The following is a 16253-nucleotide window of genomic DNA, read 5'->3' on the forward strand; positions in this document are numbered from 1 at the left end:
CACCAGGATCGCCCTGTAAGCCCTTATGGACTCAGCCAGTCAGTTCGCCCATGGCGCCATCGCCGCTTAGCAACTGTCCATCAACCTCTTCCCGATTTGAGGGCCCGTGGTGGGCGATTATCGGGAAGTAAAAAATGGGCAGCCACTTAGGCATCGCGTGCTTGGCATCGACCCGGGCTCGCGCAATACGGGCTATGGCGTGATCGATACCGATGGCCAGCGCAGTGTCTGCATCGCGCGGGGCTGTGTGCGGGTCGGGCAGCATGCCTGGCCGGATCGACTGGGCTTGATCTTCGATCAGGTCGCAGCGGTCGTCGCTGAGCATCGCCCGCATGAGATGGCTGTCGAGCAATTGATTTTTGCCCGTGATGCGACCGCCGCGCTGAAGATCGGTCAAGCGCGTGGCGCCGTGCTCTGTGCCGGCCTCAAGGGCGGTGTCGTGGTCCACGAATACAGCCCTAAGTCGGTCAAGCTCGCCGTGGTTGGGTCAGGCAATGCCGAGAAGCGTCAGGTGCAACACATGGTGCGGATACTCTTATCGCTGAGCGATCAGCCGGGTGAGGACGAAGCCGATGCGCTGGCCATCGCGCTCTGCCACGCCCATTCGATGGGCATCCCGCAGCGCAAGCGGGCAGCGGCGAGCTGGCGGGATTTCCGGCCATGATCGGTCAACCATGAGCAGCCACCCATGATCGGCCGGTTGCGGGGCGAGGTCATCGCCAAACATCCGCCCCAGGTGCTCATCGAATGCGCCGGCGTGGGCTACGAGGTCGAGGCGCCGATGTCGACCTTCTACGACCTGCCCGCGGTCGGCGAGTCGGTGACGCTGGTCACCCATCTGCTGATCCGCGATGACGCGCATGTGCTCTACGGCTTTCGCAGCGAGCATGATCGGGCGCTGTTCCGAGCCTTGCTGCGGGTCACGGGCGTGGGCGCCAAGATGGCGCTGGCGATCCTCTCCGGGATGGACGCGGCGCGCTTCGCCCAATGCGTCGAGCAAGAAGACATCGCGATGCTGAGTCGGCTGCCGGGGATCGGCAAGAAGACCGCGCAGCGGTTGGTGATGGAGATGAAGGATCGGATTGCCGAGCTGGGTCAGGGGTCGGCCGCGAGCCAGCCCCTGGGCGCAGAGCGGGCGGCGGCGCTGGCCGCGCCTGATGATCCGTTAAACGACGCCGTCAGTGCACTGATCGCGCTCGGCTACAAGCCAGCGGACGCCAATCGCATGGCGCGCGCCGCCGATGATGGTGCCAAGACCTCGGAGGAGATCATCCGCGCTGCGCTGCGGGCGGTGACGCCGAGCTAGCAAGGCCTTGCCCGATGGGTGCGCGTCCGCAGTGCAAACGGAATGCCTCATCAACGAAAGCGGTTACCGACCCTTTAGGGTCAGCTTTATCGGTCCAGCTTTATCGGGTCAGTTTTATAGGGCCAGTTTTATCAGGTCAGCCTTAGGATTCCACAGTGACCGAGCCAGAGCGCCTCATCAACCCCGCGGCAGCCAGCGATGATAGCGCGCTCGATCGCGCCATCCGTCCGCGCCGGCTCGCCGATTATGTCGGCCAGCCGGCGGTCTGCGAGCAGATGGAGATCTTCATCGGAGCCGCCCGCGGGCGTGGCGAGGCGCTCGATCACACCCTGATCTTCGGTCCGCCCGGACTTGGCAAGACCACGCTGTCGCACATCATCGCCCATGAGATGCAGGTCAACCTGCGCCAGACCTCGGGGCCGGTGCTGGAGAAACCCGGCGACCTGGCCGCGTTGCTGACCAATCTGGAGTCGGGCGATGTGCTCTTCGTCGATGAGATCCATCGCCTGAGCCCGGTGGTCGAGGAGGTGCTCTATCCGGCGATGGAGGACTTCCAGCTCGACATCATGATCGGCGACGGACCCGCGGCGCGCTCGATCAAGCTCGATCTGCCGCCCTTCACCCTGGTCGGCGCAACAACGCGTGCAGGGCTTTTGACCTCACCGCTGCGCGACCGCTTCGGGATCGTACAGCGGCTCGAATATTACTCGGACGAAGACCTAGCGAGCATCGTTCGCCGCTCCGCCGAGATCCTGGCGATTAAGACCGATGTCGATGGCGCTGCCGAGATCGCACGGCGCTCGCGCGGCACGCCACGCATCGCCAATCGGCTGTTACGACGGGTGCGCGACTACGCCCAGGTGCGTGCTGACGGCGAGATCAGCCGCCAGGTCGCCGACCAAGCGTTGGCGATGCTCAAGGTCGACGCGCGCGGCTTCGATCACATGGACCGACGGCTGCTGAGCGCGGTGATCGAGAAATTCGACGGCGGGCCGGTCGGGGTCGAGAGCCTCGCCGCGGCGATCGGCGAGGAGCGCGGCACCATTGAGGACGTGCTCGAGCCGTTCCTGATCCAGCAGGGTTATCTGATGCGCACCCCACGCGGGCGCATGGCCACAAAGACCGCCTATCAGCACTTTGGCCTGATGCCGCCGCAGCCGGATTTGCTCGATGTTGCGTCGGTCCCGGCTGATTCGGCAGGATCTGTGGGTCTGTTCGACTCGCCGCTCGATTGAACGCATGAGTGAGGCGTAGCTTACTCGTTTCTGCTTGGACTAAACCCTTGCAGTTGATTTGCGCCCGGGTCATTGCCGCCGTGCAGGTGCAAGAGCGACGGCTGTCATCGATTCGATTGTGCGCGGCGCGTTCTCAGCCTCAGAAATCTTGTTCCGCTATTAACTATGCGGATTAGCAGATTTTTAATATCATAACAAAATCAGCTGGTTGCGAAAATGAGGCTGTCCGGATCATTGTTAACTGGACAATCAGTCTCTAACTGACGCTATTAGCGCAGAGGTTTGGGCAATCGCATATCCAAGAAACGCGCAGTGGCGATATCATTAGTCGTTTGGTGCCGTGATCACCATGCGTGGCGCGGTCTACAACTTAGGATCTCACTCGCAAGGTATGCCTATCACCATGGAAACCGCTCATCCTATCGACGCCAGCCTGCAAACACTGACCGCACTGCTCGACGATGCCGCCAATATCGACGGCCTGACACCCCTTGACCTTGCCGCCGAGCGCGCACTACTCGAGCAGTTACGTGAACAACAGGACCGCCCGCTGCGCGTTGCGATCATCGGCGAGTTCAGCACCGGAAAATCGACGTTCATCAATGCTGTTCTCGGTCAGGATCTGCTGCCAGCACGGTACGACCCAACTACCCGGCAGCTCATTTGCATCAGCCACGACGAAGGCCTCGGTCGGGTTTCCGTGACGGCAAGCGCAGATCTTACGGATACCCAAACCTCTGCCGAAACCGATAATGCGGACGAGGCTTCAATCATTCCGGCGTCTGAAGTCTCGCTACCAAAAGCTGCGCCACAGCAACCCCTGTCACAGCAAGCAATCGTAGATCTCGCAAAAACTGGCCAGCCATTGGACATCAGGTTGCCGATACCAGCGCCCTGGTCGGATTTCCACATCTACGACACACCAGGGGTAAACGACGCGACCAGCATGGCCGAGTCCGTGATTTTCGACCTGATGGATCAGGTCGATGTGGTGATCATGATGTTGCGCGCGCAGCAAGCACTCACGGCGTCGGAATCCGACTTTCTCGGTCATCTCGTGCGCTATAAGGCTCTCGATAAGTTCTTCTTCAACATCAATTTCTGCGACAGCAAGGCGGCTAACGAAGCCGCTTCCGTGCGCGCCTATGTGGTTGAAACGCTGGGTGAACTGCGCAACTGGCCGATGCAGGCCTTGAGCGAGCGCATCTTTCTGTGCAGTGCTCGTCAGAGTCTAGAGGCCGCTCTCGGCAAGGCTGATCCGGCGGTGAGCGACGCCCCGAATGAGCATGCGCGTCTGCTCACCGCTGTCTACGACTATGCTGCGACACGCAAACAGGCACTGCTGCAAGAAGCTGCTGACAGTCTGTTGCGCAGCGTTGCGGAGTCTGCGGCGAACAAGCTGAGTGCGGCTTTGGAGGTTGTGGATGATGAGGACGCGAGCCAAGGGCAGGCGCTGATCGAGATCAACCAGGCCATTACCGACTTCCGGGTGGCGATCCGCGAGGAAGAGCTGGCGCTGCAAGGGCACATTAGTGACCGCAAGACAGCATTGCTGCGCGAGATCGATAGCGCTTTTGATGACATCGAGCAGGTCTTGCAAGACTGGGTCGCCAGTGCACCACTTAACATGCTCGCCGGCGATGGCCCGAGCACGCGCCTGCGAATGGCTGTGGAAGAAAAGTTGACCCCCTTACTCGACGCCTTTCGCGAGGATCTGAGCGGCGCCTTCACGGATCTTGATCAGCGCATCCTGCCAATGGCAGCGCGCGCTAGCGCACGCATCGATGGTGTTCGTCAGGGCTTCGACCTCGGGCCGTTGTTAGCGGGTACGAGCCTGGCGACGGCAGGCTATCTCGTGGTCAGCGCGGCCTTACCCTGGGTGCTCGGCGCAACCGGTGTCTTTGCTGTGACTGCTGGGCTTGCCAGCCTCATCCCCGGCGTCGGTGTTACCGTTGGTGCGCTGCTTGGCGCTGGAGTCGGCGCCGCAGCCAGCAACGCGCCGCAGATGTTGCGGGGAGCAGCAGGAGGCGTTGTGAGCGGCTACGGTTGGCTCCGCGACTGCATCCGCAACTGGCAGGAGCAGCAAAGTCGGTCCGCCTATGCTCAGCAGCTCGCCACGCTGCTCGATGGCTTGCGTTCTGAGGTGAAACCGCGTCTCGATCAGGCCATCGACCCCGAGCGGATAGTCGATGGTGCGCTCAATGCCCGCTTCCCCGAGGCCCTGATGTTGGAGGAGCGCCGCTTGCTCGCCATGCGGCTTGAGCGCGACCAACTCCGTGCAGCCCGACAGCGCATCGAGGCCTTGCGCACCGGTTTCATTGCGGCGATCCCGCCGGCGAGGACGCCCCGTGACTGATTTGTTAACCTTTGAGCAACGTAAACAGCAGCTGCAGGCACACTATGACCGACTGATTGGGTTGGTCCAAACGGGTGAAGTGTTGCCCGAGCCAGCGCCGAATCTGGCCTTGCTGCGGGCCGCTCGGGACGCGCTCGACGGCGACTTGCGGCTCCGGGTGCTGCTCGTCGGGGATTTCAGTACGGGCAAAAGCAGCTTTATTAACCGCTTTCTGCTCAAGCAAGATCTGCTGCCGGCTTGGTCCACGCCGACCACCACCTTCCCAACCCGCATCCGCCATGGTCAGCAGCTGCGCACCGTCCGCTATCAGCGATCAGCGCGGGAGAACGTGGATCTGGAGGAAGAGGTTGTCACCGAGAACATCGCCGAGACACTCAAGGCATGGGTCTCGACTGCGGACAATAGCGCGGCCGACAGTAGCTCCCCAGTCTTTTTAGAAGCCCCGACACTGACAGCCGGGCTCGAGATCGTTGACGCACCGGGGCTCAACGATCCCAACCCTGAGCGCATGAAGCTGACGCTCGACTACCTGAACCAGGCCGATGGCGTCCTGTTCTTCATCAACGCCATGCGGCCTTGGGCGCGTTATGAGGAGACTGTCTTCGAGTGGGAGTTACTCAGCCGTGAGCTGCTCGGAAGGCTCTATGTCATTGTCAATTATTGGGATCAGATCGAAACCTCGCAACGCGATGACGTGTTGGAGTACATCGATCAGCGGGTTCATGCATCGCTGGCCAAGAGGGCGGCTACAGCCGCCGATCACCCCATCCCGATCCTGCCCGTATCGGCTAAGACTGGCGAGAATGCGGCCCTCATCCAGGAGCAGGTCTGGGATGTTCTCAGCGCCCGCAAGTCGAAAGAGGTGCTGGCGTTGCGGGTTCGCCGCTTCAACCAGGAGCTGGCCAAATACGCGAAGATTCTCGATGACCGCCTCGGGCTGCTCGGGCTCGATGCACAGGGTCAGGGTCGGCGACGGACCCAGCTGCAGCAGGAGATCAAGGACTATGAGCAGCAGCGCGAGACCTTTCTCAACAATCTTCAACGCCTGTTGGTGCTGGATTTTCAGCACTATCACGCGCAGTTCCAGCGTCTGTTCAAGGCCTTGGTGGCAGATGTGTTGGCGCTGGAAAAAGACGCCTTTGCATTGTGCTCCGCCAAGGAGCTCAACGACTTCTTGTCTCAGCGTCTCAGCCATCTGCAGAAGCAGACCGCTCGCAAGCTGGAGGCTATGGATACAGCCTTCCTCGAGCGCCTGCGGACAACCATCGAAGGTCAAAAGGCCAACATTGGTATCCTGCCGAGCAATGCCTTGACCATGGAAGAGTACGTGCTGCGCTGGCAAGGGCTTGATGGTGAACCTCTAGCGGAGAGCGCACCCATCGCCATGGGTGGAATGGGGCTCGCTGGGCTGCTGGTTGGGGCTGGCGCTGCCTGGCAGACCGCAACCGTGGCCACGGCAACCCCGGGAGCCCTGACAACGATCGGCGCCTTTTTCACCGGCGCTCCAGCCGCTGCGGCGTCCAGCTTCATGCTCTTCGGCGTGCCGGCGATCGCGCTCGGCGGCTTACTACTCTTAAGCGCCTACATCACGAAAGAAAAGGGGAAAGACACTCTCAGGAAGCAGGTTCGCGCAGCCTGCCTCAAGCTGGCCGAGGGGATTGATGACGAGCAATGGAAGACGCTCGATCAGCTCAAGGCGAATCAGTCACAATGCATTGCGCAGATCTGTGCCAACGTGGACGACGACATTGCGCGTGCGTTGCAAGAGCGGCTAACGGAACTCGACGCTATTCAGCGCATTGAAGACCAGGGGGCTGCGCTCAGAGTCACGCGGGACCAGATCGTAGGATTAGAGCTACGGGTGAATGGATGAGTCAGTCCAGCAAGAAAGAATTGCTGCGCTACGACCAGCGCGTCGTCGCTGCGAAGAGTATAGAGAAGGTCGTCGCGGGGCAACACGCTTCTATTTCTGAGATCGCCGCACGCATCCGGCATCTGGCCGAAGCCCCGCTCACCGTGGTGGTTCTGGGAGAGTTTAGTGCGGGCAAGTCGAGCTTCTTGAACCGTCTGCTTGCAGCCGATGCCCTACCGATGGCCATCCTGCCCAAAACCGCGACTCTGACTCGGCTCGTCCATGCGGGCCAGGGAGAGGTCGGCCGGGTTGAGATCGACCGTCGCGGTGCGCTGTGCATTGAGACTGAGGTCATCAGCCATCAGGACTTCTCCGAGCTGCAGCGGGCCGCGAAGGTGCACGACATCACTGTGGCTCAGGATCTCGGACGTATTCGCGAGGTGCGGGTGTTTCTCGATGAGCCACTGCTGACCAAGCTGCAACTGGTTGATACCCCTGGCTTCAATCACGATCAGGCCATGGACGACAGAACCCTTGGCATTCTGGATAGCGCCGATATCGTGCTCTGGATCACCGACGCGGTGCAGCCTGCCAAGCAAACCGAGTTCGAGAAATTGCGGCTGCTGAAGGCGCGTGGAAAGCGCATCTGGCTCATCGTCAACAAAGCTGATGTCAACGTCGTTGATGGCACCGCATGGGAAGAGTCTCGACGCAGCCTGGAGGCGTACTTCAGCGAGATCGGCTTCCTCGAGTTTTTTGAGTCCAAGACCGTTGAGCTGATCTCTTGTCGCGAGACTGGGGAGTTCTGGGATGGCAAGTTCGAGCAGGCTAAGGCCCGCCTGGGAAACGAGATCTTCAATCAGGACGCGACCTGGTCCCATCGGCTCATCAGCGATGAGTGGGAGCGGCTTAAGCAGACCTTAGAAGATTAGGCTGAACGCTATTGGGAGCTTGAGCGCCGATGCGAGGCCATGCACGCCTTGACCCAGACTCAATCGCGCGCAGACCGCAGTCGGGCTAAATTGAGAGCGGCGCTGGCGGAACAGATGATGGATTTACGTGATGCGTTAGGGAAGCATGGCGAAACTGGGCGGGAAGCGGCAAAGCAGGGTACCGCGTCCATGATAGCCTTCGTCATGGAATATACCCGCGAATCGCTCGTGCAGGCGTTTCAAAAGCTGGCCCGTGCTTATGATCGGTTCCTCAAAGAGTGGCACACCCAGCACCTGACTGAATCAATCCAGTTGCTTGAGATCATCCAGAGCACATTACCCCAAGCGCATGCAGCCCTGCGCGCCGAGGCACTGACGCTGAGGAATTACCATCGCCTGCTGCTGGAGCAACTGGCGCACACTAGTGATCATATTTGCGGGTATGGCCTGCCTGCACTAGAGCGGACGGTGGAACTGCTCGATCACCTTAGTATCCAGTTTGAACCGTTCAATTGGCGATTTTGCTTGGCCATCGAACAGGATGGCGTGTTGCCGGTCGGAATCTCCGGGACAGTGATGACCTTATCCAAGTACCGCGAGCGCCAACTGCAAGCAGCACTGGAACGGGATTTCTACTCTGACGTGGAACGCCTCGTTTGCGATCCGGCCTATCTGGAACTGCTGGCAAAACTGCAAGAACTGTGCAACGGGGCCAGCGAGCGCCAGAAGGCGGCCCTAACGATCTGGAGGGACCATGGAGCCAGCTCTGAATCTGACTGAACAGGATCGTCTGTGCTTCATGCAGGCGCTCAACGCGGTTGCCTATCGTAAGAAAAACCCCGAGGCAGTCTGGCTAGAGTTGCTTCGCCAGTTCCGCGATCTGTTCGGGGTTTCTAAAGCCGACTATCAGTTTCAAGCCGGCGTGCCCGGTATTGCCGAGAAGATGAATCAGATCAAGAGCCCACGCGCACGTCTGTATTTTCTGCGCATCATTCATGATGTCCATCTGAAGGAGGTAGAAGCCCAGTTTTGGCCGAGGGATAAGAATGACTCCCTCACGACATTCAAATGCCTCTACAGAGAGCTCGTCGAAGACATTCGAATTTACTAATCGACGCGCTGTCTGATCTTCGTGAGCCGGAGAGGCGGACTGTTCGCGACCAAGGCCGCTACCAGAGCCAATGCCATTTTCGACGCTTATCTGCGGCACGATAGAGGCCTTTGCGGGTGGTGCCGGCTTGTTTCGCCATGGAGTCGATCAAGTCGAGGCTGAAGGGGGCCTTTGGGCAATCGACCGTCACCTTGTAGAGCCGCTGCGGATCGCGGCGCTCCACTGTTTATGCGATGTTCCGCGCCCGGGTGTCGGCGCAAAGCCCAGGGTTTTGAGTGCGCGCTTGACCTCTGCGCAGGTCAGCGGAGGCCAACGGCTCACGGACGCTGTGATGAGATCGTGAGCGGCATACCACGGATGAAGTCGTGCACCGAGCGGCGCAAAATGACGCTCGCGATTTGAAGATGGGCGAGATAATACTTAACGCGCTGGCGCAGGGGCGCCTTGCGCGGCATGAGCTGATCGAAGTAGGCGCGGTCGACCGTAAAGGCTTCTTCAACATAATGGTCGATCTGGGCATCGAATTTATTGCGCGCCTCTTCGCAGGTTTCGTCTTGAGCGGCAAGGCAGAGATCGATACAAACAGCAACCCAAAGCTGCGGCCCTTGGTGTTCTGCGTAGCAGCGCAGGCGGAGTTGGTTAGGAAACATGAGATGGGCTGTCGGTTGTTGGTTGCTTTGGCCAGGTGTTGACTGACGAGAGTCTCGTTTCTAAGACCTGCCGCCGATTGGCAGGACCGTGAGGCGGGTCATGTTAGCCAGAACCGACAGGGGCTGCCGATCTGTTCAACTCGCCGGAGGCCGCTCCCTAACGACCAACGCCAGAAGGACCAGGCGCACTAGGCGCACCGAGCGCGCTGATAGGAATCGCCGTCACGCTCGCCGAGAGCGCTGCCGGCGTCTGCTTCAGACAGAGTACCGCACCGTGACCGCATACGCGCCCCAGCGATTCGACGAGGCTGAAGCTGCGGCTGGCATGCTGGCTTGGGGTCGCGGTCTTCTTGATCTCGATCGGATAGAGCCGTTGATCCCTTTCGATGAGCAGGTCGATCTCGCGGCCATCACGATCCCGATAGAAGAAGAGTTGCACCGCCTCGCCGTTGTGCCAATAGCTCTTTAAGACTTCCGCGACGGCATAGGTCTCGAGGATCGCGCCTGACATGGCGCCGGCCTCCAGGGCTTCCGGCGTGGTCCATTGCGCAAGATAGGCGCAGAGCCCGGTGTCGAGAAAATAGAGCTTCGGCGTCTTCACCAGCCGCTTGGTCAGATTGGAATGCCAGGGTGGGAGCAGATAGACCAAGCCGGCGCCTTCTAAGATGCCTAGCCAGGCCTTGACGGTCTTCTGGTCGATATCGACATCCCGGGCTAGATCAGCATAGTTGAGCAACTGGCCGGTGCGCACGGCAGCGGCCCGGACCAAACGCAGAAAAGCCCCGGTGTCGCCAACCCGGGCCAATGCCTGGACGTCGCGCTGCACATAGGTCTGCAGGTAGGAGCTGAAGAACAGGTTGTGCGAGATGCGTTCATCTAGGGCGAGCCGAGGAAAGCTGCCACGCCAGATCCTGCGATAGAGGTCGAGCAACCCGGTCGACGCCGACTCCGACCTGTGATCGATCCGCTCAATCCGCTCGATCCAGTCTGGCGAAGGCAGGAAGGGTGTGGCCTCCTTAGCATGCCCAGCGCACTCCGCAGCCGAAAGACCGAGCAGATCGAGAATTGCGACCCGTCCGGCGAGCGATTCGCTGACGCCCTGCATCAGATGAAACTTCTGCGAGCCGGTCAGCCAGAACTGACCCGGCATCTGGCTCCGATCCACCAGCAGCTTGATTGCGCTAAATAGCTGCGGCGCATACTGGACCTCGTCGATCAGCAGCGGCGGCGGATAGCGCTGCAGAAACAACGCCGGGTCGTGCTGCGCCAAATCCCGCGCATCAAGATCATCCAAGGTGACGCGTCGACGCTCTGGACCAGCGCATTGTTCGAGCACCGTCGTCTTGCCGACTTGCCGTGGGCCGGTCAGCAGCAGAACCGGGAAGCTCTGGGTGGCGCGCTCGATTGTGCGAGCGAGGGTGCGTGGGAGCAGTGTGGGCATAGCGCTCTCGGCTAATCTGGAATGTCACTCCAGATTAGCCGCGCTGGTGTCTTGCTGCAACTAAACCACGGTTGTAATACAGACAAGCGGTTCCGCGCTTCGGTGTCGGCATAAAGCACAGGGACTTGAATGCGCCCTTGACCTTGGCACAAGCCACGCGACGATCCCGAAACGTCGCGATCACGCAAGCCATGGCTTTCGCGGCTAATCCAGGTACACTCGTCGGCTGTTCCGAGCATTATCCGAGCGCCGAGACCGGCGCATCCCTTCAACCGCTGTCCCTCGATCCGTTGCTATGTCCCCGCAGGCCCCTGCATTCGAATGGCCGGTGCGCGTCTACTATGAAGACACTGATGCCGGCGGCGTCGTCTATCATGCGCGCTATCTTCAGTTTCTCGAGCGCGCCCGCACCGAATGGCTGCGCTCGCTCGGCTTCGAGCAGGCGCGATTGCGGCGCGAGCAAGGCGTTCTGTTTGCGGTCCGCAAGATGTCACTGGATTTCGTACGTCCGGCTTGTTTGGATCAGGCGCTTCGTGTCAGGGTGACGATCGCTGAACCCGGCCGCGCCTGCCTGGATTTTGAGCAGCAGGTGCTGGATGCCGCGGAGGGGCATCTGTGCTGCCGGGCCCAGGTGAATGTCGCTTGTATTGATGCCGCACGGATGCGCCCAACGCGCATTCCAGAGGCCTTGCTGAACGCCTTTTCAACAGCCTCAACCACCACAGACGCCCTTGCCAACGGAGATCTCGCCCATGGGCTCTGAGCTGTCACTGATCGATCTGGTCGCGCAATCGGGGCTCGTCGTGAAGCTCGTCTTGCTGCTGCTGGTGTTGGCCTCGATCCTATCCTGGGCGGCGATCTTCGATCGCGCGCGCGTGCTGCGTCAGGCGCGCTCGACGGCCGATGCCTTTGAGCAAAAGTTCTGGTCCGGCGGTGATCTGAGCGCGCTCTATCGCGATCTGGGTCAGGAGGAGCGGCGCTTGACGGGGCTGCCGCTGATCTTTCGCAGCGGGTTCAAAGAATATGTGCGCCTGCGCAAGGTGACGCCGGACGATGTGCAAGGTCTGATCCTGGGGGCTGAGCGCTCGATGCGGGTCGCGTTGAGCCGAGAGGTCGATCGGCTTGAAACCAACCTGCCGTTCCTCGCCACGGTTGGCTCCACTAGCCCCTACATCGGCCTGTTTGGCACGGTCTGGGGCACCATGCATGCGTTTCAGGCGCTCGGCAACATGCAGCAGACGACCTTGGCGCTGGTAGGGCCGGGGATGTCTGAGGCGCTGATCACTACCGCTGTCGGGCTGCTTGCGGCAATACCGGCGGTGGTCGCCTACAATCGCTATGCGAGTCAGGTCGAGCGCCTGCACAATCGCTACGAGGAGTTCATGGAGGAATTTTCGATTCTGTTGCAGCGTCAGGGACGAGGCTGAGCCCCTAGTGTTACGTCCAGTGTTGGGTCCAGTGGTGTGTCCAGTTCTGCGTCCAGCGGTGTGTCTAGTTCTGCGTCCAGTTTGCTGGCCGTTTCTGCGCTCAGTACTGCGTCCTCCTGTGCGCTTTTTGCGCTTAGTGGCTGTCTACGTTTTACGTCCCGATGATCGCATGACAGTGATCCTCAAATCGGAAAGACGTTGATGGACCGTTTCTTGGTTCCGCGCCGAACGCTCCGCCTGAACGAGTAAGTAATATGACGAGGAAAGCGCGCCGCCAGCGTCGCGGGCCGATGGCCGAGATCAACGTTGTGCCTTACATCGACGTGATGCTGGTGCTCTTGGTCATCTTTTTGGTCACGGCGCCCTTGATCACACAAGGCGTCAAGGTGGATCTGCCCGAGGCGAATGCGCAACCCCAAGCCGGCGAGGGTGCGCCGCCGGTGATCATCCATATCGATCGCTTCGGTGATACCTATCTCGATTTCGGCGATGCCGACCTTGCACCGGTTGATCAACAGTTGCTCTACGAGCGCTTGCGGGCTGCGCGTGCGGCTGATGCGACGCTTGCTGTGGTCGTGCGTGCTGATGCCAGCGTCGATTATGGCGTTGTCATCGAGGCCATGGTCGCCGCCCAAGCCGCTGGTATCGCGAGTGTGGGCCTGGTGACCCAGCCTCCAGTCGCTGGGATGGATGAGGAGCGCCGCTGACAGGCGTGCCATGTGGGAGATCCTGCAGCGCTTTCCGAGGGCCTATCTGTGGTCAACCCTATTGCACCTGGTGGTGGTTGTGCTGCTGGTGGTGGGTATCGATTGGCGGGAGCAGGATCAGCGTCTCGGTGCGTTCGAGAATATGATCCAAGCGCAGATGGGTCAGTCGGCTGAGATCGCGGCGCGGGTTGCTGCGCTGCAGGCTGGCGCCGATGATGCGCCTGTGACTAAACAAGCGGTGCCTGACTCGTTGCCGCAATCGGAACCCGAGCCTTTGTCGGAGCCGGCGGCCAAGCGCGAGGCTGAGCCAGCGCCTGAGCCAGCGCCTTTACCGCAGCCTGACCCTTTGCCCATCCCGGAGCAGCTGCCACCGGAGCCCGAGCCTGAGCCTGAAAGGGCAGAGCAGCGCCCTCAGTCTGAAGTGGATGCGGCCGCGCAGAGAGCGGCCGAGCGTCTGCAACAAGTTGAGCTTGAGGACCAACGCCGAGCCGAAGAGGCGATGCGGCTTGCGGCTGAACGTGAAGCTGAACGTCAGGCAGAGCGCGAGCGCCAGCGTCAGGCAGAGCGCGAGCGCCAGCGTCAGGCTGAACAGGAGGCACAGCGCCGTGCTGAAGCGGCGGAGCGCCGTGAGGCTGAGCGTCAAGCCCAGCTCGAGCAGCAACGCCAGGCCGAATTAGAGGCCCAGCGTCGTGCTGAGGAGGCAGCGCGCCGAGAAGCGGAACGTCAGGCCAGACAAGAGGCGCAGCGACGGGAGGAGGACGCTGCGCGTCGCGAAGCTGAGCTTGAGCGGCAACGCCAAGCCGAACAAGAGGCGCAGCGGCGTGCCGAGGCGGAAGCGGCCCGCCGAGAGGCTGAGCGTCAGGCGGCGTTGGAGCGTCAGCGTCAAGCCGAGCTGGAGGCGCAGCGGCTTGCGGAAGAGGCCGCGCGTCGCGAAGCTGAGCTTGAGCGGCAACGCCAAGCTGAGCAAGAGGCCCAACGTCGTGCCGAGGAAGCCGAGCGTCAAGCGGAATTGGAGCGCCAGCGCCAGGCAGAGCTAGAGGCGCAGCGGCGTGCTGAGGCGGAAGCGGCCCGCCGAGAGGCTGAGCGCCAGGCAGCGTTAGAGCGTCAGCGTCAAGCCGAGCTAGAGGCGCAGCGGCGTGCTGAGGAAGCGCGTCGAGAGGCTGAACGGCAGGCTGAGCAAGCGCGCCAGCGCCAAGCTGAGCGGGAAGCGGCACAGCGCCGTGCTGAACAAGAGCGCCAGCGCCAAGCCGAGCGGGAGGCGGCACAGCGCCGTGCCGAAGAGGAGGCCCGCCTGGCCGCTGAGCGCCAAGCCGAACGTCAGGCCGAGCTTGAGCGCGAGCGTGAGGAACTGCGCCGCATTCGCGAGGCCGAGCAGGCCGAGGCCCGCCGCCGTGCGGCTGAGGAGGCTGCGCAGGCCGAGCGCGAGGCTGCTGCCAACGCGGCGCGAGAGCGGCAGATGTTGGAGGCGCTGCAGGCCGAGGAGCGGCGCCTGTCAGGCTCTAGTGCTCAGACGGGCGGTCAAACCGGTGGTCAGTCTGGCGTCCAGCCGCGCGCCGCGACACAGGCCCAGATCGCCAGCCGTTGGGTGCCGATGATCACGAATAGGGTGCGCCAGTATTGGGTGCGGCCGCAGGGCGCCAGTGCTGACCTTCGAGCCGTTGTCAATCTGCGCCTCGAGCCTGGCGGCGCGGTGATCCCGGGCAGTGTCCGCATCGTCGAAGGCAGCGGCCAGGCGGGGTTCGATCAATCGGTTGTTGCCGCCATCTATCGGGCCTCGCCGCTGCCGGTGCCCATTGGCGATGAGTTTGAGCTATTCCGCGATTTCAACTTTGTCTTTCGGCCTTAGCGCCGGCGACCTGAGGGAGATGAGATGATGCAACGCTTACGCCTCGCACTGGTTCCGATCCTTGCTTGCCTCTTCGTGCTCGCGAGCGCTCAGGTGCAAGCCAAGCTCACGATCGAGGTCACCGGCGGCGTCGAAGGTGCACAGCCGGTTGCGGTGGTGCCCTTCGGCGACATCGATGGCGCGCGACCGACGGTCGATCTGGCCAAGGTCATCAGCGATGACCTCGCCCGCAGCGGTCGTTTCCGCTCGATGCCGCGCAGCGAAATGTTGAGCATGCCGCATCGGCAGGACGAGGTCGACTTCCGTGAATGGCAGCTATTAGGGATGAACACCCTGGTGATCGGTGAGGTCAGCCCGGCCGAGGGTGGCGGCTACGGCCTGCGCTGGAGCTTGTTCGACGTCTTCACCGGCAACAAGCTGGCATCCGACTCACTGCGCTCCACTGAGCGAGGGCTGCGCAATGCCGCGCACCGGATCAGCGACCAAATCTATTTCACCCTGACCGGAGAGCGCGGGGTCTTTGCGACCCGGCTCGCCTATGTGACCTCTAGGAGCCGCAGTGCCGACGCACGCGTGATACTGCGGGTCTCGGACTCGGATGGCTTTAACCCGCAGACCATCGTCGATTCGGCCGAGCCGATCATGTCTCCGGCCTGGTCGCCGGACGGCCAGCGTCTAGCCTATGTCTCATTCGAGAAGCGTAAGCCAGCCATCTTCATTCAAGAGCTGACGACCGGGCGGCGTGAGCGCGTTGCCAGTTATGACGGCATCAATGGCTCGCCGGCGTTTTCGCCAGATGGGCGCAAGCTGGCGATGACGCTGTCGAAGGATGGCGGCCCCGATATCTATGTGATGGATCTGGCCTCGAAGCAGTTGACGCGTCTGACCGATCATTATGCGATTGACACCGAGCCGGCCTGGTCGCCAGACGGCAGCCATATCATCTTTACCTCGGACCGCGGCGGCCGCCCGCAGATCTATCGGGTTGCGGCGAGCGGAGGACCGGCGCAGCGGGTGACCTTTGAGGGTGACTACAATGCGGCGGCCAGTTACTCACCGGATGGCCGTTCGATGGTCATGGTGACGCGCATTGGTGGCCAGTTCCGCGTCGTCGTCACTGATGCTAATGGCGGCTCGCGGCGCCTGCTGAGCAATGGCGCGCTGGATGAATCACCGAGTTTCGCGCCCAACGGCAGCATGGTAATTTATGCAAGTCAAAACAATGACCGCGGCGTGTTGTCAGTGACTCCAATTGCCGGTGGTTCCGGCCAGCGCTTGTCGCAAGAGTCAGGCGAGGTCCGAGAGCCATCCTGGTCGCCATTAGTACCCTAAGCGCATGGCGCTGCGCCACTCCGGAAAATGCATCGCCTGAGATTCACGTTCATGCACG

16 protein-coding genes are annotated in these 16253 nt (G+C 61.5%); 14 read left to right on the forward strand and 2 right to left on the reverse strand.

Annotated features, from left to right (window positions below; all coding sequences use genetic code 11):
* Positions 1-109 precede the first annotated feature (109 nt).
* The 8 genes from ruvC (at position 110) to CCR96_RS04410 (ending at position 8792) form a co-directional block, all read left to right on the forward strand.
* The gene (gene ruvC, locus CCR96_RS04375; protein WP_201217800.1) at positions 110-664 is read left to right on the forward strand and encodes a crossover junction endodeoxyribonuclease RuvC; all 555 of its coding nucleotides are present in this window, start codon (positions 110-112) and stop codon (positions 662-664) included.
* A 24-nt stretch (positions 665-688) separates the two neighbouring features.
* Positions 689-1306 carry a Holliday junction branch migration protein RuvA gene (ruvA, locus tag CCR96_RS04380; RefSeq protein ID WP_201217803.1) on the forward strand — a complete coding sequence of 206 codons (618 nt, stop codon included), beginning with the start codon at positions 689-691 and terminating at the stop codon, positions 1304-1306.
* Positions 1307-1461: 155 nt separating this feature from the next.
* A complete protein-coding gene (ruvB, locus tag CCR96_RS04385; RefSeq protein ID WP_201217805.1) occupies positions 1462-2541 on the forward strand; it encodes a Holliday junction branch migration DNA helicase RuvB in 1080 nt (359 codons plus the stop codon).
* A 391-nt stretch (positions 2542-2932) separates the two neighbouring features.
* Positions 2933-4897, forward strand: coding sequence for a dynamin family protein (locus CCR96_RS04390; RefSeq protein WP_201217808.1), 1965 nt, complete (start codon positions 2933-2935; stop codon positions 4895-4897).
* Positions 4890-6770, forward strand: a complete 1881-nt coding sequence (locus CCR96_RS04395) for a dynamin family protein (protein ID WP_201217811.1) — start codon at positions 4890-4892, stop codon at positions 6768-6770. The genes CCR96_RS04390 and CCR96_RS04395 overlap by 8 nt, the downstream gene beginning before the upstream one ends.
* Entirely contained in the window at positions 6767-7681 is a 915-nt protein-coding gene (locus CCR96_RS04400; protein ID WP_201217813.1) for a dynamin family protein, read from the forward strand. The genes CCR96_RS04395 and CCR96_RS04400 overlap by 4 nt, the downstream gene beginning before the upstream one ends.
* A gap of 39 nt (positions 7682-7720) precedes the next feature.
* Positions 7721-8461, forward strand: coding sequence for a hypothetical protein (locus tag CCR96_RS04405; RefSeq protein ID WP_201217815.1), 741 nt, complete (start codon positions 7721-7723; stop codon positions 8459-8461).
* A complete protein-coding gene (locus tag CCR96_RS04410; RefSeq protein ID WP_201217817.1) occupies positions 8436-8792 on the forward strand; it encodes a hypothetical protein in 357 nt (118 codons plus the stop codon). The genes CCR96_RS04405 and CCR96_RS04410 overlap by 26 nt, the downstream gene beginning before the upstream one ends.
* 58 nt (positions 8793-8850) lie before the next feature.
* Here the strand turns inward: CCR96_RS04410 and CCR96_RS04415 are convergent, their stop codons facing one another.
* Positions 8851-9015: a hypothetical protein gene (locus CCR96_RS04415; protein ID WP_201217820.1), complete on the reverse strand. Its 165-nt coding sequence runs from the start codon at positions 9013-9015 to the stop codon at positions 8851-8853.
* Between the two features lie 142 nt (positions 9016-9157).
* On the opposite strand from CCR96_RS04415, the gene CCR96_RS04420 reads away from it, so the two are divergent.
* Positions 9158-9484: a hypothetical protein gene (locus CCR96_RS04420; protein WP_201217822.1), complete on the forward strand. Its 327-nt coding sequence runs from the start codon at positions 9158-9160 to the stop codon at positions 9482-9484.
* A gap of 115 nt (positions 9485-9599) precedes the next feature.
* Here CCR96_RS04420 and CCR96_RS04425 read toward each other — a convergent pair whose 3' ends face one another.
* Entirely contained in the window at positions 9600-10883 is a 1284-nt protein-coding gene (locus tag CCR96_RS04425; protein ID WP_201217824.1) for an ATP-binding protein, read from the reverse strand.
* 295 nt (positions 10884-11178) lie between these two features.
* On the opposite strand from CCR96_RS04425, the gene ybgC reads away from it, so the two are divergent.
* The 5 genes from ybgC to tolB all read left to right on the forward strand — a co-directional run bounded on the left by ybgC (position 11179) and on the right by tolB (position 16195).
* On the forward strand, positions 11179-11646 hold the full coding sequence (gene ybgC / locus CCR96_RS04430) for a tol-pal system-associated acyl-CoA thioesterase (RefSeq protein ID WP_201217825.1): 468 nt from the start codon (positions 11179-11181) through the stop codon (positions 11644-11646).
* Positions 11636-12310 carry a protein TolQ gene (gene tolQ / locus CCR96_RS04435; RefSeq protein WP_201217828.1) on the forward strand — a complete coding sequence of 225 codons (675 nt, stop codon included), beginning with the start codon at positions 11636-11638 and terminating at the stop codon, positions 12308-12310. Before ybgC ends, tolQ begins: the two co-directional genes overlap by 11 nt.
* 254 nt (positions 12311-12564) lie before the next feature.
* On the forward strand, positions 12565-13017 hold the full coding sequence (tolR, locus tag CCR96_RS04440) for a protein TolR (RefSeq protein WP_201217829.1): 453 nt from the start codon (positions 12565-12567) through the stop codon (positions 13015-13017).
* A gap of 10 nt (positions 13018-13027) precedes the next feature.
* Positions 13028-14863, forward strand: a complete 1836-nt coding sequence (tolA, locus tag CCR96_RS04445; RefSeq protein ID WP_201217831.1) for a cell envelope integrity protein TolA — start codon at positions 13028-13030, stop codon at positions 14861-14863.
* Between the two features lie 24 nt (positions 14864-14887).
* Positions 14888-16195 (forward strand): Tol-Pal system beta propeller repeat protein TolB, encoded by a 1308-nt coding sequence (gene tolB, locus CCR96_RS04450; protein ID WP_201217833.1) that lies wholly within the window; start codon positions 14888-14890, stop codon positions 16193-16195.
* The last annotated feature ends 58 nt before the right edge of the window (positions 16196-16253 follow it).

The organism is Halochromatium roseum, assembly GCF_016653315.1.
In the GTDB taxonomy this organism is placed as follows: domain Bacteria; phylum Pseudomonadota; class Gammaproteobacteria; order Chromatiales; family Chromatiaceae; genus Lamprobacter; species Lamprobacter roseus.